Raw genomic sequence first — 19,728 nt, forward strand, 5'->3', positions numbered from 1 at the left:
TCATTATATGGTATGTGTGCAAAAGTGTTTTGGTCAGGGCATGTGCAAATATACATTTTTACGAATAGGGGCTTTTGTTGAGGGTTCCTTTATCGGTATTACATATAATGCTTGCAGGATGTAGATTAAACAGCGGGCTTTAATGCGGTTGCTGAAGGGAGAGTTTACGACATGGGAGTTGATAAATTGCAGCCGTTAAGAAGCAAGTGGTTAAAAACAAAATTGATCATTAATAATGAATCAATTAAACCGTTTATCCCCGACACACAGAAATATAACAAAACGAATCTGAAATCCATGATCAGCAAATATGGAATGGTCTATGTCAAACCTGAGAGAGGTACTTTCGGGATGGGTGTTATTAAGGCCGAGATGGACAGTCATCAACATTTTGTCTATCAGATCGAGCAAAAACGCCTGACGTTTGACAGCTTTGAATCGTTTTATAGCAGTCTGACTCGTTTGGTGAATAAAAGAAGTTATCTGATTCAGAGAGGAATCCATCTGCTTAAGCACAATAACAGACGCTTTGACATCCGAGTCATGATACAGCTAAGCCCGACCAAACATTGGGAAGCTACCGGAATCATCGGCCGACTGGGTCATCCTAAGAAAATCGTAACCAATTATCATAGTGGTGGTACACCGATGGATATTCACAAGCTGTTACAATCGCATGCATCCACAAAACGCAGGAATGAACTGGTTCAGGAGATGAATGAGCTTAGCCTGCGCATAGCTCGTCATATGAAAAAAAAGTACCCGTATCTAATGCAAATCGGTGTGGATATCGGCCTTGACCACAGTCTGAAACCCTGGATTATTGAGGTTAATGTCAAACCTGACCCATTTATATTCAATCAATTAAAGGACAAGACGATGTATCGCAAGGTTATACGATATTACCGCCATGCTTTCCCCAAAAAAACAAAATAACAGACCGGTTTTTTCATAGGAATGGATGGAGAAGGTTTCAAGCTCAAGAGTCGCCAATGTGGTGACTTTTGAGCTTGAACTGCGTTTTAGGGTCTGAATAATGCATTTCATCCCAATTCGACTCCGAAACCTATGCTAAAATAGTATATTCGAGAGTGAAATTCAGAGTCGATGTCGATGAAAGGCGGATGTTCCCCCATGTTCAATATTGCAATCTGTGATGATGAGGAGCAGCAGCGAGAACGTGTGAAATCGATGCTGGTTTCCTTATCTCTAAAAACCAATTTTGATTTTCAAATTAGCCTTTTCACATCTGGTGAACAACTGCTCTCACATTACAGAGATATCGGGGATACATTTCATATTCTCATCTTGGATGTGGAGATGGGCGGAATGAACGGGATTCAGACCGCTAAAGAGATCAGGGACATGAAGTTTCTGGATGTACAGATTATGTTCTTGACCAGTTACCCGGAATATATGGTGGAGAGCTTTGATGTCATCACCTTTCAATATCTGATCAAGCCAATCCAGCCGCAAGTTTTCGAGGAAAAGATGATTAAGCTGTGTCAATATTTTCAGGCATTGGACAAAAAGTATGTACTAATCAAATCAGACTATGATGAATTGCTGCTGAAATATGATGATATTCTCTGGATTGAGGTCGTCAAAAGTTTAACGATCAAGAACAAGTTGAATTTTGTGACACAGGAAAATGTACATGAGACCAAAGGCATTTTATCCAGTTATGCTACCGGTTTGAAAGACCATGGTTTCTTGCAGATTCATCGCTCGATTATCATCAACCTGATGCATGTTCAGAAGTTTTCCGGTACCCAGGTCGTTATGTTGAATGGAACGGAACTGCCCATAGGTCGATCCAAGGTCAAAGAAGTCAAGGATGCCTACACCAAATATATGATCATGAGGATTCAATGATATGGATGCCTATATGATCTTTTCCATTATCTTTGTGACCTTACTTATGGCATTTCAGGCGAATTTTTATTTTGATTCTGTGCTGGGCAAGTCCAAGCGGAAGCCACAGAGAGCGCTCTATTTCGTAGTATTTGTTATGCTGGGTTACTTTTATTTGGCATCGTCCTTCTCCGATCTTGTTTCGACTGCTGTTGCTCTGCTATTAATCTTCAGTCTGGCACAGTCCTATGAAGTGGAGTTCAAAATCAAGCTTGTTTTTACCATCCTGTATGCGGTTCTGATTACTATGGCAAATACGATAGCTGTATATATTCTCGGAGTGTTGGAATCCACAGATTTCATCTCATGGGAACAGTTCAACGGAGATGACCACTGGATTCTCTCCAAGGTGATGCTGCTTGGTTGCAGCATCATGTTCATTGTTATTCAAGTTGTCCGTCTAGTCGCCAAAGGTAGAAGTTTTGCCGTTCATTATCGTTATTATTTGCTGTTTCTCATCGTACCCATTATTACGATCTATCAGATCAATGTGGCCTCCATTTATAGTGAAAAAAACATATTCTACGTCTTTTCTGTACTGGGCTCGCTATTTCTCAACGTGTTCATTGTATATGTATTTGATAATATGGTGGAAAAGGTACAGCTTGCGCATGAAAATACCCAGTTACAACGTCAGATGGACTACCAGGATGCCAACTATGAGAAGACCGTTCACAGTTTCAAAAACATTAAATCCATCATCCATGATATCAATCAGCAATTTCTGTATATTGATGAATGTATCCAACGTAACGAACTGACGGCAGCAGGTGACCATATCAAGTCTACGTTAAATACGATTGAAGGTGCATACCAGCGGGTGAACTCCGGCAATCTGGTCATTGATGCACTCGTTACAAATACCTTGGCTATGGGGCAGGCAAACGGGATCAAAATCGACACCAAAATCCAGCTCCACTCGCAACATATCCAGATCGATCGGTACGATCTGTGTGTGGTGCTGGGTAACATGCTCGATAACGCAATTGAAGCTTCCAAGAAGGTCAGACAGGCGGAGGATCGATACATCCTCATTGCCATTCACTCCACAACATCTACACTTGTCATCCAGATTATGAATCATGTAGAGCAACCGATAGTTGATTTGAAAAGTGAGAAGCCCAATCCGGAGTACCATGGGATCGGGCTAACCAATATATCGAGAATGTGTGAGAAATATGGTGGACATATGAGTATTGAGCATCAGCATCGGAAGTTTAACAACATGGTCGTGCTTCCGTTCCACACCGACAATCCCTGAACCTGCCGTTCAGGGGTTGTTTTTTTCCATTCAGGGTCCGTTTGCGTTCGAACAGTCTCTTCCCGGATATGATGAATTCATTCATAAGAACATTTGAGGGAGGACATGGGATGAAGAAATTAATTAGTCTTTTATGTACAGCGGTGCTTGTAATTACGCCGCTTACAGATGTCAGAGCAGAGGCGAATAACAGCGGTACGATTGAGGCACGGGCGGAGCAGATCGCCAAGGAGATGGTGCAAAACTACGGTGTCACCAGTGTGCAATATGCGATCATGGATGAAGGGGAATATATTTTATCAGATAGTGTCGGACTGCACGATAAGGCATCACAGAAGCCAATAGACAAGGATAGCATGTATGGCATAGGTTCGGTTAGCAAAATGGTTGTTACGGCAGCCGCCATGAAGCTGGTTGATTCCGGTAAAATAGATCTGGATGCGCCGCTTACTTCGTATATCCAAGACTTTAAGATGGCAGATGCGCGCTATACTCAAATCACACCGCGCATGTTGATGAATCATTCATCTGGTCTTTACGGTACACATTATGGAAACAGCATGTTGTTTGAAGATAATGACACCCGCAATCATGATGAATTATTGCTCAAACTTCAGTCCGAAAAACTGAAATCCAAACCTGGCGCATACTCCGTCTACGCCAATGACGGTTTTCAATTGCTTGAAATCCTGGTTGAACGGGTGAGCGGATTAAGTTACAGCGAATATATCGCCAAGTATATCAGCGAGCCGTTGAAGTTGGAATCAACGAAGACACCACTAGATTCCTTTGACAGAGCGCAGTTATCCGAAACCTATTGGCCTACACTTGAGATGAAGATGCCTACCGAAAATGCAAACATTATCGGCACAGGCGGAGTGTACTCTACCGCAGAAGAATTGAGTCAATTTGGAGAGGTATTAATGGGGAACAGACCGGATATTCTGTCCGAATCTGCTGTGAAGGCCATGCAATCTCATGAATATCGTAAGGGCATATGGGTATCTGATGAGCAAAATACAATCAATTATGGCTTGGGATGGGATTCGGTTGACCTTGCACCTTTCAGCGATTATGGGGTTACCGCGCTTGCCAAAGGTGGGGATACCATGTTGTACCATGCCGTGTTAATCACTATACCTGAACATGATATTTCAATGGCGGTTCTATCATCTGGCGGATCTTCCATCTACAATCAGATGTTTGCCAGCAAAGTGCTGCTGGAAGTTCTGGCGGATCAAGGCATCATCGACAACGTTAAACCCGATCAGACCTTCTCGTCACCCGACAAAGTGAAGATGCCAACAGAATTAAGTGCATACTCCGGTCTCTATGGTACGGTAGGAGAGACATTGGACATAAAGATCAACGATGGTGAGATGCAACTGCCTGCCTTGCTGGGTGGCATTATTCCAGAGCAGAAATATGTGTACACAGGCGACGAACATTTTACAAGTACGGATGGCAGTGTGAAAGCTAGCTTTGTGAAGGAACGTAATGACAAGGTGTATGTTAAAGTTCAGGGCATGATTACGTTACCCGGCATAGGCCAAACGATAATGAACACGTATGATTATCAAAAACTGGATCATAATGCGCTTGACGCAGCAACAAAAGAGAAATGGACAGCTCGTGACGGCTCAAAATATTACGCGTTGGATGAAAAAATAACATCGATCTTCTATCTGCTTCCATCGATGCTGATCAAGAACCTATCTGTTGATGCAGAAAATGGTTATGCCAATGGCACGCAAATCATGGATGCGAACAACGCAGAGAATATCGCCCAGATTCCTGTGATGAATGGAAGAGACGCGTTTGATCTGCAATTTTACACGAAGAATGGCGCCGAGATCTTGATCCAGGATGCGCAGGAATACATTGCAGAGGATGCGATTACTCCAATCTTTGGTGGGAAAAAAGGAATTACAACTATTCCGGCAAACGGTCAAGCCCGGTGGTATGCGATTGATGCCCGATCAGCGAACAAATCCATCTCGGTGGATTCTCCGAAGACCGGAGGTTACGCAGTGTATAATGATAAAGGGGAAATGGTTGATTTCTCTGTAGCAACCAATCAGGAATCGACGAAGCTCCCAAAAAGTGGTTTTATCGTTTTTGGTGGGGACGCCGGTGATGTATTCCAGATTGAATTAAAGTAAAGTAAAGTAAAGCAGGGCAGGGACTGCTTTTACAAAGTCGCATTCGCAACTTGTCACATAAATAATGTCGTATTCAGGAGGTCGCCTTATGGCGGCTTTTTTGATTTTATTTTTAGAATAATTTAACAATCGGGTAACAATTCGGCTTCACTACTCGTTATATTTATGTAGTTATATATCAGGCTCATTTTTAACAGGAGGAATCACTATCTATGATCAATCGACATAAACGTCAAACGACTAAGCATTGGAAAAGAAGAGCAGGCAGACCCATCGTTGCAGGCCTTACTGCCGGAATGTTGATGGTTCACGGAGTCATCGGCGTGTTGCCATCTCAGGCACATGCGGAAGCATCGGATGTATCCATCCGTAACTGGTATTCGTATCAGCGCATCACTGTACCTGAACTGAAACCTTCTTGGACAGTGAAAGTAGATAACTATTTGAATATAAACGAGACGTACATCGGAGCTAATGCCATTGCAGAAGAAGGCAAAGTATTCACGTTTGCTGGATCGAAGTTGATTGCACTTGATGCGACAACAGGTAAACGTCTATGGACTTACGGCAAAGACCTGACTCCTTATATTACCTATCAAGGCGGCGTCCTCTACGGACTGACCAGTGATCATAAGCCTTATGCCTTGAATGCAAAAACAGGCAAAGCAAAATGGCAATCTGTCACATCCACCTGGATTGATACGTATCAGCGTACAGAAGTTTTGATTCCAACGGTGGATACGCTCTACGTGATTAAAGGAAGTACAACGTTTGCACTGGATATCAAGTCAGGCAAACTGCGTTGGACGGCAGATGAACCGTTGGGTGAAGGTCACGGCACCGAATATCTCGAAGAGTCTGATGGTGTGGTGCTGAGAACTTTTTTTGTTCAAGGGGCACTTACGTCCACTCAGCTTAATGCGTATGACAAGAAAACGGGCAAGAAGTTATGGGGTCATTTTGGTCAGGGGGAGGCTCTTCAGATCAAAGACGGTCTTGCATACTCAGCGGACTACTATTCTCCGATGTTGGAAAATGACGAGTCTTCACCTGAACGCAAATGGAAAGTTAATGCGTACAACCTGAAGACCGGTGTGTTGAAAGGAAGTCAGGAGTACACCTGGAAAATTCCGGGTGATCCACCCTATGTGAAAGGGTATGGAGGAATCTTTGCGAGTAAAGATAAACTATACATTCTACAAGGGGATAAGATAGCGGAGTATTCGTTGACCTCAACCAAGTCGGGCCCCGTGCCACTTCGAACTTTTCAGCGCCCTTACGGAGAAAATATGGTGTGGCTTGGCATTACACAGGAAAGGTTGATCTTCAAAAATGCCAATACGGGAGAACTCACAGGCGTTAAGCTGGCTAATGGTCAGGAGGTGCAGTGGCATGGTGATGCCCCGGTTTCTCAGATTGATGTTTATGGCAAAGGAATGTATCGAGCCCAACGTAACGGCACCCTGCTTGCCCTCAACATGATGACGGGTCAGCCTGCTTTCCGAGTCTCCACCGGGGGAGACCTGCATAACACGACGTTAAAGACAAACGGAATGATCATCATCCAAGCCGAAGGCAAACTTCTCGGCGTTAAGCTGCCAGCATCGCTGAAATAAGTGATTTACCTGCATCTGCCGCTGAACGAAAATCATGTGAGAAGACCGGATCATGGCATAGCTGCCCATAATCCGGTCTTTTTTTATTTTTGCGCATAAAACACCACAAAGTCCAAGTATTTATACATGCAATCTGCGACGCGAAACCCTGCTTCCTCCAACCACACCAATTGATCCTCCAGCGTGGCATTGATATCCACCTTGCGTCTTTCGATCGAAGCCGAGATGGCTTCCTCAGACAAACTACTTTGATGAATCGCGTCTAACCAGCGCTGGCGGTAATAGATGTCCGTATCGGGGGTTCTTCCCTGAACCTGATCTGCATTGATGAAGCATCCACCTGGTTCTAACAGCTGATATACAGAGTCAAACACCTTTTTCTTATCAGCGTGGGTCAGATGGTGAATAGACAGGGAGGAAATAATCATATCGTAAGAACTGGTGAAGTCATACTTTGAGTAATCCCCAACCACATACTGCACTTGTGTAGCATCAGCAAACCTTCGACGTGCCCCTTCGAGCATTTGATCACTAATGTCGATCAGGGTTAATCGCGCGTTGGGATACTTTTGCAGGACTAATCCGGAGAGCAGTCCTGTTCCTGCACCCAGATCAAGAATACGTGGAGAATCAAGCGGACTTTCCATTAGATCGAGAGCCATTCCATAAAAATCATCAAGACAAGGAATAAGTTGCTTTCGCTGCACATCATAATCTTGGGCTACCTTATCAAACAGCTGCTTTACTGAGAATTCCATGTGCTCATCACTCCTTGAGGTTTTCTCCATAGTTTACAAACTGAAAGGCATCAAGGGAAATATCGATTATGGATAAGTTCATAGGCTGGAACTATGGGTTCCGATTCTCTCCAAGGGAAATAACCCATTTGACTTAGAGTACACTCTAAGGTGTAGACTTTGCAGAAGAAGAAATATCGCCAAGGAGATGAACAGAATGACACAGGAAAATAATGTTAGAACTTTACAACATAAAATGGACTCTGGCTTCAACCATAACAGTACAGCGCAGGATGTATTGAGAGATCTGGACTTGTCAGGAAAGCTTGCTATTGTAACGGGTGGATATTCCGGCCTCGGGTTGGAGACGACACGGGCGCTTGTTAATGCGGGGGCCCGTGTAGTGGTGACTGCGCGTCGTCCAGCGGTTGCTCAGGAAGCACTTTCTGGTCTGGAAGGTGTTGAAATAGATGCATTGGACCTCGCTGATTTATCCAGCGTTCGTGCTTTTGCCGAGCAGTTTCTGGCGAGTGATCGGAACATTGACATGCTGATTCTTAATGCGGGCATCATGGCTTGTCCGGAGACGCGGGTTGGTCCTGGCTGGGAAGCTCAATTTGCAACCAATCATCTGGGCCACTTTGCCCTGACTAATCTGTTATGGCCAGCACTCGCAAGTCAGGGGGGAGCACGTGTTGTTTCCTTGGCATCAGCGGGACATCATTTCTCACCGATTCGTTGGGATGACATCCAATTTGAACATGGCTATGAGAAATTCCCTGCCTATGGACAGTCCAAAACAGCAACGATTTTATTCAGCGTTGAGCTGGATCGTCGAGGTGCAGAGCACGGAGTACGGGCTTTCTCCGTTCATCCAGGCGGAATTATGACACCACTACAGCGTCATATGCCAAAAGAGGAAATGATTGCTCTGGGCTGGATTGATGAATCTGGACAAGTGGCCAATCCTGCATTCAAAACACCTGAGCAGGGGGCAGCGACGCAGGTCTGGGCAGCAACTTCACCTCAGCTTGAGGGAAAAGGCGGTGTCTATTGTGAGGATTGTGACATCAGTGAATTGGCTCCCGAGGATGGAGGTTTCTATGGGGTCAAGAAATATGCTATCGACCCCGAGCAAGCTATTCGTTTATGGGAGCTATCGGCCAAGCTGACAGATACGGATATAGAAGTCTCCTGAACATGTAATTTTCTCGACTACTAGATAACGATATTGCATGAGAAACGCCTTGCGGTGTTCATCCGGCCTAGATGCTGGTTCCGCAAGGCGTTTTTTTATTTATTTTCGAAAGAGAACATTTAGTTTCATGAAAAACTTTCATATATCTTTAAGTTGGAATTAATCGTACCCTCATCTATTTCATGCTTAATAGAGGATAAGCTACGATACATCATACATAAGGAGAAACGCCTATGAAATTTAAGAAAAAAATCGGTACGGTCAGGAACCGTCTGGTAGCATCATTTTTAGTCGTATTGTTGCTTCCCAGTCTGGTTATCGGAGGATTCGCCTATCTTACCGCCAAACAGCAAGTAGATACACAACTAGCCAACATGGCCAACACGGACATATCGCTCGTTAGCAGCATGGTCAACCAGTACATACAAGCTAAACAATCAGATGTAGGTCTCTTAGCCGAATCCATTACATCTACAACTCCTGAAGCCGCATTAAAAGCCTATACCAATAACCATTCGGAGGTCGAATCAGCTATTTTCGTTAACAGCGACGGACAGCATGTGTATGCTTCTTCCAGTCAGATCCAGCCGGACAACGATAAACCTATGGAGAGCGAATTCTATACAAAGGCAATGGCCGCGCGAGGACAGGTCGTTCTAACGGAGCCGTTCACTTCGGAACATTCGGGTAACACAGTATTGACCTTAGCGAAAGCGTCCAGTGACAGCAAGTCAGTCGTCGCCATAACCCTTGATTTAAGTTCTCTGCAAGAGACTGTAAGCCAGATCAAAATTGGAGATAATGGCTTTGTCGTCATTTTTGGCGCGAATGGCTCCATGATTGTAAATCCGCCGTGGGGTACTGAAGGTTCTCAGGGTGAGGATGCGGTAAATGGTAGTGCAACACCGCTCAACTCTTCTTCCGATGCAGAACAAGACACCGCTCAAGGTGACGGAGGACCCGGGACAACGATGTTTGAGGGTGACTCCGGGCAAATTGAGCAAAGCTCTCCTGAAGGAGAGACACGTCAGCTTGTCTATATTACCAATCAACTTACGGGCTGGAAAATCGCAGGGGATCGCTCGCCGATCGAGATCGTGCAAGCAGCCAAACCCATTTGGAACAATACATTAATAGTCATCTCTGTATTTGCCCTGCTAGGGATAGGGATGACAATCTTGATCGTGCGTTCCATTACCAAACCGCTCAAAACATTGAATGATGTATCCGGGGAAGTCAGTCGGGGAGATTTGAGCCAAAGCGCAGCCATTCATTCAAATGATGAACTCGGCCAGTTGGGGGATGCCTTCAACCTTATGGTCGGTTCCCTGAATTCGATTGTATCCGAGGTGAAGAATTCGTCTAATCAACTGGTCACTGCTTCGGAACAGTTATCTGCTAATGCGGAACAAAGTGCTACGGCAACCGGGCATATCGCTGAAACGATTGAACAGATGGCGGAAGGCGCTGCCAGACAGGTCGCGCTGGTTGAAGCAAGTCTGCGTACTATTCATCATGTGGCGGAACAAATTGGTCGTATCGCAAATAACGCCTCAGCAACAGCTTTAGCTACAGAACATGTTGCAGAGAAATCAAAGGAGGGTGGGCAGGCTATCAATGGCGCTGTGGCGCAAATGGGAACCATCCACCATTCTGTCAACCGTGTGTCGGATGGCATTAACCATCTGGTTCAGACTTCGTTGGAGATCGGGCAAATTATCAAGGTGATCTCGGACATCTCCCGTCAGACCAATTTACTGGCTTTGAATGCGTCGATTGAAGCTGCACGGGCAGGTGAGCATGGTAAAGGCTTTGCTGTTGTAGCCAGAGAAGTAGGTACACTCGCGGAGCAAGCTGCTGATTCAGCGAAGCAAGTCACCACACTAATTGGCAGCATTAACGAAGGAATCCAGCATGCAGATCAATCCATGGTTGAGGCAATTGGTGAAGTCTCCAAAGGGATGAACGTAATGAATACGGCGGGCCAGCTCTTTGACGAAATCACCTTGTCCGTGGATACGGTGAACAGCAAAGCCAGTGAAGTGTCCACCATGGCCGATAATATCGTTCAAGAAACCTCCCATGTGGTGGCGAAAATCGAGGACATTTCTCATGTCTCGCGGGAAACGGCGGAAGGAGCACAAACGGTATCTGCGGCAACAGAGCAACAGCTTGCTTCCATGCAGGAGATCAGCTCATCTTCTTCTTACCTGGCTCGCATGGCATCACGTCTTCAGGAACTCACGGAAAAGTTCAAAATCTAAAGAGAATGCGATTAATTATAATGAAAACAACATAATTTCAAACAAAATCTCCTATTTAGCATATAATAAAGAAGGAGCATCTCATTTTTGCGATGGTGCAATCATTTCTTTATGAATTCAGGGAGAGAAAATCATGAATATTTTTGAGCATCAGATACCTTTGGAAAAAGTGAAATTCAATGAACCGCTAAAAAATCACACGTTTATTAAAATAGGTGGTAACGCAGATATTCTCATCCATCCAACAACGATAGACGAAATCACTAAAATCGTGGAAATTGCCAACTTACATCAGTTACCTCTGACGGTCATTGGAAAAGGCTCAAACGTCATCATTAAAGACGGGGGCATCCGGGGAGTAACGATTTCTCTTAGCCACTTCGATCAAATTAAAGTGAGTGAGGACAGCATGATTGCGCAAAGTGGCGTTGATATCATTGATGTATCCAGACTTGCTTTGGAGCATAGCTTAACCGGTTTGGAGTTTGCTTGCGGCATTCCCGGAAGCACGGGGGGCGCACTTTACATGAATGCTGGTGCTTATGGCGGTCAGATCGCAGATGTTGTTGAACGTGCGACTGTGATCACCAAAGACGGCGCAGTGTTGGAGATCCCGAGAGAAGAGATGAAATTTGGTTATCGAAATAGTCTTTTCAAGATGGATCACTATATCATACTGGAGGCCGAATTCGGGCTTCAAAAAGGAAACAAGGAAGATATTGCAAGCAAAATGAAGGAATTAACGTTCCTGAGAGAATCCAAGCAGCCGCTCGAATTCCCCTCTTGTGGAAGTGTATTTAAACGACCCGAAGGACATTTTGCAGGAAAACTGATTCAGGATTGTAACTTGCAGGGCACTCGCATCGGAGGTGCAGAAATCTCCATGAAGCATGCTGGTTTTATCGTAAATGTGGATCACGCTACTGCCCAGGATTATATGGATCTGATCCAATTTATTCAGAAGAAAGTCTATGATACGTTCCAAGTTGAATTGGAAACCGAAGTAATCTTTCTGGGAGAATAGCTTCGATGAATGAATTGAAAGGTCGCCGTTGGCGGCCTTTTTTTATGTGGGTTGCACGAAATTAAGTGTATGTATGCTAATTATGGTAATATTAGAATGATTTTATTTAATATTTCAACCTTATCATAAGGAGTGCACATGGAGATGTTCAAACGTAACAGGAGAATTCTGCTAATCACCACAATGGTAATTTTACTATCGCCCCTGTCAATCTTGGCATATATGTATATGAATGAACGAGCTGGCGGGCTAGCCGATCAACGGATATCCGAGGTTTGGGGATTAAGTGAACCTATACATATTCCTATAGCGAACAGTCCTGAGAGGGCAGTTCAGGAATTTAGAGGTGAGTTTTATACCTCCCAACTCATTCATCAGGAGGCTGTAGACGGAGGCATGATTTTGTTCACACAAAAAAAGGGTCGGGAAAACAACAGTAATCTTCAGATGGAGTATACCCGCAAGAATATTTTCGGATGGAAATGGGTATGGGGTGGAGGATATTCCATTAATGAATCAGTTGAATCCAAGTTTGCGTTGCATTATATGACCATACCGAAACTGGAAAAAGTCTCGGCCCCGTTTCCTATGCTGTTTGGTGACATCATAGACTCCACTATCAAACGTGTAACTGTTGAAATCAAAGAAACTGGTAAGTCCGACACATTCGATGCAAAGCTGGTTGAGGCAGGTGAGAACCAACAAATCTGGTACGTATTCCTGCCTTCATCAACTACTCTTCCTTATACGATCAAAGCATACGATGAAAAGGAGAACCTCTTAATCAACAAAGACATTGAAGAGGCAGATGGCTTTGGCTCGTTATTTGTTGAATAATCTCAAATAGAACCACGCAAATAAACAGCGGCATTCGAAGACTTATTTTCCAGTCTAAGCGTGCTGCTGTTTTTATGATTAGGGAAGTAATGGTTAGATGGGCTTTGAATCACCTGCGGTTCGATTGGCCTTCACATACTTGAGCTGCGCAACGATGATGACACTGATGATGACCAGCAGGAACCACGAACTAATTTTGCTAAAGCTAACCAGTTGCCAGGCATCATGCTGATCAGGATATTTCCAGGCATTGAAGAATGTAGCGATGTTCTCTGCAGTCCAAATGAAGAAACCAACAATGATAAAAGCAAGCGATAACGGCATTCGATAGGTCGTTGCTCGTACCCGGTAGATAATCCACGTTTTCCAGAAGACAATAAATACAAGCGCCGTCAGCCACCAGCGAAAATCGGGAATAAAATGATGAGTGAAAAAGTTAATATAGATGGCTGCTCCGAGCAGCATGGAAGGTGCAAAACCAGGCCATCCGGTCATGTCCATTCGCAGTCTTCTCCACACCTGACACATAAAACTGGCTACACTTGCATACATGAATCCACTATAAAGAGGGACACCCAGGATTTTGGTGTAAGCTGGCTCAGGGTAAGACCAAGATCCCATCCATACTTTATAAATCTCCAGCACCAGGCCAATAATGTGAAATACACAGATGACCTTGATTTCATCTCTGGTTTCCAAGCCGCTTCGATACATCAGGTACTGCACAGCAAGCAATACAAGCAGAATGGCATCATATCGATGAAGGAAAGGAATAGGAATTACGCTGGACAGGGCCAGTGTTCCAAAGATCGCTACGGGAAATATGCAGCTCATTGCCTGATGATAGCCAAAATGAAGTAGTTGTATTAGAGGTTTCAATTCAAGTTTAACTCCTTTCCAAAAACGTTTGAGCAAGATTCATTTAAGATTTAAGAGTGTTCATACGGGCGTTTTTTGCCTACACTCCATAATATAGATATGATCCATGAATAAAAAGAGAAAAAAACGCGCAAATCTGTTCTTGTTTTCAAACTTGAATCATCATGAGAACGCTCTATAATAGGCGACAGGGTCACTCCATGTATATTCTCTTCTGGTTATGTTAAAATGAAATTCGTACAATTACATTAGACAAGGAGGCCGCTATGCAACCGATTAAACCTCAAGATATTCAGCTCCGGATCAATAATCTTGCTGATCAGGACTTATACGTACATCTAGAACTTACGTCAGGTGCTTACGCACAACACATGGACAGTACAAAACATCCAGCATCGGCATTCATTACCAATGCGGCCATACGATATACGCAGGGGTCCATTTCAGGTACAGGTCCATACCGTGTTGGTCTGAAAACGACGCAGGGATGGCTTTACGCCGAAGGTCTTACACATATTGATGAGCAGGAACAAGAAAGACTGATTCTCGCCGGTCACGACAGCCAAGGTAAACTAGTTGTGGCGTTACAACTGAGTCGGGAGATGTTCTGATGAAAGTGGAGGATGGAAAAACCATGAATACTACACACAATGAGCATGAGCGAATCTTGGTGGTGTATCCACATCCAGATGATGAAGCTTTCTCTGTATCGGGAACGTTAGCCAAATACATAGATGGCGGTGCCCATGTAACCTATGCTTGTCTGACACTTGGCGAGATGGGGCGCAACATGGGGATTCCTCCATTTGCCAACCGAGTGACGTTGCCTGCCATCCGTAAACAGGAACTCATCGAAGCTTCTGAAGCGATTGGTATTCAGGACCTGAGAATGCTGGGTTTCCACGATAAAATGCTGGAGTTCGAAGACCCACAGTTACTGGAAGATACCATCATGTCGCTACTTAAAGAATTAAACCCCACGCTGGTCATTACGTTCTATCCGGGGTACAGTGTTCATCCCGATCATGATGCAACGGGAGCCGCTGTTATACGTACAATCGCTAAACTTCCTGTGGATGAACGTCCGATTGTTCACTGCGTTGCGTTCGCAAATAATCAGGAACAGTATATCGGCAAAGCGGATGTATTCGTTGATGTAACCGAGTTTTTGGATCGGAAAATGGCGTCCATCCGCGCCCATCGTTCACAATTCCAGGCACCAGAGCTTGTAGGAAATCGTGAGCTGAATAATGAAGAAATCAAGAAACGTTTTGGTAGAGAAACATTTTGGACCTATCCATTTGAATAACAGGAACACTTAGAAGTCGCCAATATGGCGGCTTTTTTTGATTTACATCACAATATCGACACAAAAATGTAGTATTTATAGCCTAATTGAGCTATATGGAAAAAATATCATTTTAAGTACACTGTGATCAGGATTGTGATAACGCTTCATTTTTTGCTTCGTTTTAATGGATTAGGGTCAAGAATAGTTGATTTTAAGTCGAATGGAGGGATGGTGTGTACAACCAACGTAAATTCAGGGCTAACGTAAGACCTGTTGAACACAATGCCACAACAATAAGTAACTGTAACAAAAAGCCAGAAATACGTGGTTTGAATGATGAGTAATCCTAGGGCAGGATTGGGTGCATTCGACAGTTGTAAGAAGAGCAGGGTTCGGGGATTAATTATTCTAATCGGAATGATGATGCTCCTACTATTTCTTCCGCACGGTGCAATCATGGCCTCCTCCGGACATCGTGATCTCATTCCCCTTCAACCTATAATAGACCTTTCTACACCTGGAGAAGTCATTGAACTTGCATCAGGTCGTTATTCTGGACCGGTGACGATTGACAAAAACATCACCATTCAGGGTGATCCTACGGTCATAGTTGTTAATGCGGAAGCCACATCTACGATAATGATTCGCTCGGATGGGGTGAAGTTGAGCGGTTTTACAATTGAACATGATACAAATGAACAGACTGCAGCGATTCAGGTTGAAGGGAAAAATAGTGAGATCACGGATCTGCATATTCAGACCCAGGGTTATGGGATGATCATCCGGAATTCAAGTCAGGCAAGGATTCAGCGGAACAACATTACTTGGGCCGGATCTGATTCTGCAACCAGCAGCCAGAAGGGCAATGGCATTGATCTGTACAACGCTCATGATAGCTATATTGAAGCCAATGAGATCACTGGCATGAGGGATGGAATTTACCTGGAGAACAGTCGCAAGTCTACCGTACAAAATAACAGGCTGTTATATACAAGGTATGGCATCCATTGCATGTACATTGACGACTCTTCTGTCATGGATAATACCGGAGAAGAGAACATGACAGGCGCCATGATCATGGGTGTCAGGAATACGGTTATATCGGGGAATTCATTTCGCAAACAGAGTACCAATGTTCATTCCCAAGGCATTCTGTTGTATGACGTTCAGCAATCCTCCGTTCTCAATAATGTAGTGGAAGGTAATCGTGTCGGCATGAATATTGCTGAATCCTCGAACAATGAGATCCGTGGCAATGCGGTGCTTCGGAATTTTATTGGCATCCAGCTGGTTCTGGCAGAAGCTAACGAGTTTACACGTAACCAATTTGTATCCAATGTCATTGAAGCTTCAGCGCTGGATAGCCCGAATAATGTCCTGATGGAGAATTACTGGGACTCCTTTCAGGGGCTCGATCTGAATCAGGACAGGATCAGTGAAATTTCCTATGCCATCAATCCTTTTTATGAGCAACTGGTCAGTCGAAATTCTGCGTATCAGCTCTTTTTTCAATCACCGGGCATGGTCTTTCTGAGTGACTTGTTTACAGAAGGCAGAGAACAATGGACTACCGACAAGTCGCCACGAATGAGCATGGATACGGGATCTAATCTGAACATGTCGGTGGAAAGGGAAGCAGGTTCCAATCTGGTGTGGATGCTCGGGTTAGTTCTGTTGGGTATGGCGACTTTTATAATCATCTATATGGGGGTATTACGAAAATGAACAAAAACTTGAGAAGATGGACAACGGTCATGGTACTTATGTTTGGCATGGTATTGTTAACCGCTTGCGGAACAAAATACGCGGCATTGCCGATCAATGAAGACGTGGATATCTGTGCGATCTGTAAAATGCAGGTGAAGGACGATGCATATGCAACACAACTCACTACGAAAGACGGCCAAAATTACAAGTTCGATGATATCGGTTGCATGAATCAGTGGAAAACAGAAAATGGCACGGATAACATCGGCATGGACTATGTTCGTGATTATAATGACAAGGAATGGATTGAATACAGCAAAGCCACGTATGTGTACGACGCTTCATTGCGCACGCCTATGGCGTATGGAATTCTTAACTTTAAGGACAAGGCTTCGGCTGAAGCATTCGTTACAGAGCAAGGTGTCGGAATCATTATGACCGCTGAGGATCTTGCCTCTCATGACTGGAAACAGAATACAGAGAATATGGACATGATGGGTGAACATGGGCATGATGAAGCCGGGCATGGTGAAGAAGGAGACGGTAATAAGATGCATCAGGAAGGTGAGATGAAAGAAGAGTCAGGCCACTAGGAATGACAATAGAAAATGGTGATCAATGATGTTAGATTTAATACAGATTGCAAGAAGAGAAGTGAAGATGGGATTTCGCAATCCTTGGGCGTATTCGTTTCTGATCCTTTTTTGCACCTTTAGCTTAAGCTTGTTACTCCTGAATTCACAGAATCTGGTTGAAGGGTACTCGGGCACAACAGGTTCCATGTTGAATCTCATTCTCTATCTTTTGCCATTAATGACGCTGTTCCTAGGTTCCTTTTCATTAACATCCGAAAAAGAAGACGGCAGCTGGCAACTGCTGTCCACGTATCCCATTGGCACGATGTCCTTTATTGTTGGGAAATATCTTGGGCTGTCGATTGTTTTAATCACCATTGTTGCGTTTGGATACGGCCTGATGGGGGTCATTAGCGGAGTAATCGGGAATCCACTGGATGCCGTGACATATCTTCTCTTTCTGGCATTTTCCTGTGGACTGGTGTTGTTATTCCTGACGCTGGCTCTATTTATCGGTTCGTTGTCGCGCAATCGGTGGCAGGCGTTAACCATATCCGTGACAGTATGGTTCTTCGCTGTCATTGGATGGCCGACGTTATTGCTCTCTGTGCTGGGATTAATGCCTTATCTGTGGGTCAAACCGCTGTTGATTATACTAACACTCATCAATCCGGCCGAGCTGGTGCGATTGTTTGTCGTGATCAAACTGGGAGGCGGCTCCATTCTGGGACCGGAATATTATCGATGGGTGGAGTGGGTGCAGCAACCAAGTGGCAGCTGGATCTTCATCGGAATATGCCTGTTCTGGATCACCTGCTCTGTCGTGGCTGTATACGCGATCTGGGAGAGGGGGCGTTCTCATGGATAAAGTGGGACTCGAAGTGATGGGACTGTGCAAATCCATTAAAAAGCAACCAATTGTTGAGGATATCTCCTTTCACATGAGTTCTGGCCAAGTGCTTGCCCTCTGTGGAGGGAATGGGGCAGGGAAGAGCACGGTGCTCCGTATGATCGCAGGAATTCTTCGGCCTACCTCCGGTGAGGTTGCGGTGAACAATGTGCGATGGTTGAAGGAGCGCAAGCGTTATTCAGAGCAGATTGGATATATGCCGGACGATTATCAATTTAATCAAGGACTGAGTGCGGAGGAAATGCTTCTGTTCTGGGCTTCTCTGAGGAAAGTTCCCAAGGAGAGAGTACAGGAAGTACTGACCATGGTAGGTTTGGAGGATCAAAAGAAAAACCGTGTTACGACCTTCTCCAAAGGCATGCGCCAGCGTGTTTTATTCGCTCAGGCTGTGCTGTCCAAACCTCCACTGCTCATCATGGATGAGCCAACGAATGGATTGGACCCATTCTGGATGCAGGAATTAACTCAGCTGCTCAAGGGAATCAAACAGGATGGTCACATGGTCGTGTTCTCGACCCATCAGCTGGAGATCGCAGACGACATTGCGGATCAGGTGATATTCATGAACCATGGACGGAATGTTGGAGAGGGTTCCACCCATGACTTTCGAGATCAATTCGGTTCGCTCCATGCAGCATTTCATCAAAGTCTTGGTTTAAAGTGAAGGTGAGTTTATTGCAGAAGAAGAGTTTTAAAAGCAGACGTACACTTACAATTTTGATTGGTGTGATCGCATTGTTAGCAGGTGCATGGGCCATTTTCGATAATGTGTCGACACCCGAATCTCAGCGAGGTAACGCCATTGAAGCTGGTGCCGTGGCTCCTGAGTTTACAGCAGTTAATTCAGCAGGCGAACAAGTCAAGCTGTCGGATTATCGTGGCAAAGCCGTCATGATTAACTTTTGGGCTTCATGGTGCACACCATGTGTAAGGGAGATGCCGCTCGTTCACCAGATTGCTCAGGACTATCAGAATGACGTAGAAACCCTGTTTGTTAACGTGGGAGAATCGAAGGGCACGATCCGTGAGTTTATGGATAAGCAGGCGTTTGATTTTCCGGTGATCATTGATGTGACGGGCAACATATCAGGTATGTATCGTATAACGGGTTTGCCCGCAACAATGGTCATTGATAGGGATGGGGAGTTCCGTCACATACTGCTCGGTGAACTGACCGAAGATACACCGTTGCAGCAATGGCTGGAAGAGAGTATCTAGTCGTAAGCGTTGGATGGTGGTGAGAAAAGGGGCAGGAACGCCAGAGATCGCCCAAATTAGAGTAGATGAATGTATATTAAAAGAGTAACCAGATAAAAAGCCGGACACCCATTTAACTTAGTGGTGTCCGGCTTT

At 44.6% G+C, this 19,728-nt stretch carries 18 protein-coding genes; 16 read left to right on the forward strand and 2 right to left on the reverse strand.

Annotated features, from left to right (window positions below; genetic code table 11):
- The first annotated feature begins 171 nt into the window (after positions 1 to 171).
- The 5 genes from QVE09_RS01280 to QVE09_RS01300 all read left to right on the forward strand — a co-directional run bounded on the left by QVE09_RS01280 (position 172) and on the right by QVE09_RS01300 (position 6,953).
- Positions 172 to 936: a YheC/YheD family protein gene (locus tag QVE09_RS01280; RefSeq protein WP_315935312.1), complete on the forward strand. Its 765-nt coding sequence runs from the start codon at positions 172 to 174 to the stop codon at positions 934 to 936.
- Positions 937 to 1,134: 198 nt separating this feature from the next.
- Positions 1,135 to 1,875, forward strand: a complete 741-nt coding sequence (locus QVE09_RS01285) for a LytR/AlgR family response regulator transcription factor (RefSeq protein WP_315935313.1) — start codon at positions 1,135 to 1,137, stop codon at positions 1,873 to 1,875.
- A gap of 1 nt (position 1,876) precedes the next feature.
- Complete coding sequence (locus QVE09_RS01290; protein ID WP_315935314.1) at positions 1,877 to 3,175, forward strand: GHKL domain-containing protein; 1,299 nt, start codon at positions 1,877 to 1,879, stop codon at positions 3,173 to 3,175.
- Positions 3,176 to 3,285: 110 nt separating this feature from the next.
- On the forward strand, positions 3,286 to 5,337 hold the full coding sequence (locus tag QVE09_RS01295; RefSeq protein WP_315935315.1) for a serine hydrolase domain-containing protein: 2,052 nt from the start codon (positions 3,286 to 3,288) through the stop codon (positions 5,335 to 5,337).
- Between the two features lie 212 nt (positions 5,338 to 5,549).
- Entirely contained in the window at positions 5,550 to 6,953 is a 1,404-nt protein-coding gene (locus QVE09_RS01300; protein ID WP_315935316.1) for an outer membrane protein assembly factor BamB family protein, read from the forward strand.
- Positions 6,954 to 7,036: 83 nt separating this feature from the next.
- Here QVE09_RS01300 and QVE09_RS01305 read toward each other — a convergent pair whose 3' ends face one another.
- Positions 7,037 to 7,711: a class I SAM-dependent methyltransferase gene (locus QVE09_RS01305; RefSeq protein ID WP_315935317.1), complete on the reverse strand. Its 675-nt coding sequence runs from the start codon at positions 7,709 to 7,711 to the stop codon at positions 7,037 to 7,039.
- A 196-nt stretch (positions 7,712 to 7,907) separates the two neighbouring features.
- Here QVE09_RS01305 and QVE09_RS01310 point away from each other — a divergent pair, with 196 nt between their 5' ends.
- From QVE09_RS01310 to QVE09_RS01325, 4 genes are all read left to right on the forward strand, one after another.
- A complete protein-coding gene (locus tag QVE09_RS01310) occupies positions 7,908 to 8,888 on the forward strand; it encodes an SDR family NAD(P)-dependent oxidoreductase (RefSeq protein ID WP_315935318.1) in 981 nt (326 codons plus the stop codon).
- A gap of 233 nt (positions 8,889 to 9,121) precedes the next feature.
- Entirely contained in the window at positions 9,122 to 11,152 is a 2,031-nt protein-coding gene (locus QVE09_RS01315) for a methyl-accepting chemotaxis protein (protein WP_315935319.1), read from the forward strand.
- Positions 11,153 to 11,267: 115 nt separating this feature from the next.
- Positions 11,268 to 12,176: a UDP-N-acetylmuramate dehydrogenase gene (gene murB, locus QVE09_RS01320; RefSeq protein WP_397387003.1), complete on the forward strand. Its 909-nt coding sequence runs from the start codon at positions 11,268 to 11,270 to the stop codon at positions 12,174 to 12,176.
- 228 nt (positions 12,177 to 12,404) lie between these two features.
- Complete coding sequence (locus tag QVE09_RS01325; protein WP_315935321.1) at positions 12,405 to 13,013, forward strand: hypothetical protein; 609 nt, start codon at positions 12,405 to 12,407, stop codon at positions 13,011 to 13,013.
- Positions 13,014 to 13,106: 93 nt separating this feature from the next.
- Here the strand turns inward: QVE09_RS01325 and QVE09_RS01330 are convergent, their stop codons facing one another.
- The gene (locus QVE09_RS01330; RefSeq protein WP_315935322.1) at positions 13,107 to 13,892 is read right to left on the reverse strand and encodes a DUF817 domain-containing protein; all 786 of its coding nucleotides are present in this window, start codon (positions 13,890 to 13,892) and stop codon (positions 13,107 to 13,109) included.
- Positions 13,893 to 14,158: 266 nt separating this feature from the next.
- Between QVE09_RS01330 and QVE09_RS01335 the strand changes: the two genes are divergently transcribed.
- From QVE09_RS01335 to QVE09_RS01365, 7 genes are all read left to right on the forward strand, one after another.
- A complete protein-coding gene (locus tag QVE09_RS01335) occupies positions 14,159 to 14,503 on the forward strand; it encodes a YojF family protein (protein WP_017688572.1) in 345 nt (114 codons plus the stop codon).
- A 23-nt stretch (positions 14,504 to 14,526) separates the two neighbouring features.
- On the forward strand, positions 14,527 to 15,201 hold the full coding sequence (gene bshB2 / locus QVE09_RS01340) for a bacillithiol biosynthesis deacetylase BshB2 (RefSeq protein ID WP_315935323.1): 675 nt from the start codon (positions 14,527 to 14,529) through the stop codon (positions 15,199 to 15,201).
- Positions 15,202 to 15,519: 318 nt separating this feature from the next.
- A complete protein-coding gene (locus tag QVE09_RS01345; RefSeq protein ID WP_315935324.1) occupies positions 15,520 to 16,908 on the forward strand; it encodes a right-handed parallel beta-helix repeat-containing protein in 1,389 nt (462 codons plus the stop codon).
- On the forward strand, positions 16,905 to 17,483 hold the full coding sequence (locus QVE09_RS01350; RefSeq protein ID WP_315935325.1) for a nitrous oxide reductase accessory protein NosL: 579 nt from the start codon (positions 16,905 to 16,907) through the stop codon (positions 17,481 to 17,483). The genes QVE09_RS01345 and QVE09_RS01350 overlap by 4 nt, the downstream gene beginning before the upstream one ends.
- A 28-nt stretch (positions 17,484 to 17,511) precedes the next feature.
- On the forward strand, positions 17,512 to 18,333 hold the full coding sequence (locus QVE09_RS01355) for an ABC transporter permease (RefSeq protein ID WP_315935326.1): 822 nt from the start codon (positions 17,512 to 17,514) through the stop codon (positions 18,331 to 18,333).
- Complete coding sequence (locus QVE09_RS01360) at positions 18,326 to 19,039, forward strand: ABC transporter ATP-binding protein (protein WP_315935327.1); 714 nt, start codon at positions 18,326 to 18,328, stop codon at positions 19,037 to 19,039. Before QVE09_RS01355 ends, QVE09_RS01360 begins: the two co-directional genes overlap by 8 nt.
- Positions 19,040 to 19,041: 2 nt before the next feature.
- On the forward strand, positions 19,042 to 19,593 hold the full coding sequence (locus QVE09_RS01365) for a TlpA family protein disulfide reductase (protein WP_315935328.1): 552 nt from the start codon (positions 19,042 to 19,044) through the stop codon (positions 19,591 to 19,593).
- Positions 19,594 to 19,728: the final 135 nt, after the last annotated feature.

The sequence above is a fragment of the Paenibacillus sp. ClWae2A genome, assembly GCF_032452295.1.
Lineage (GTDB): Bacteria > Bacillota > Bacilli > Paenibacillales > Paenibacillaceae > Paenibacillus.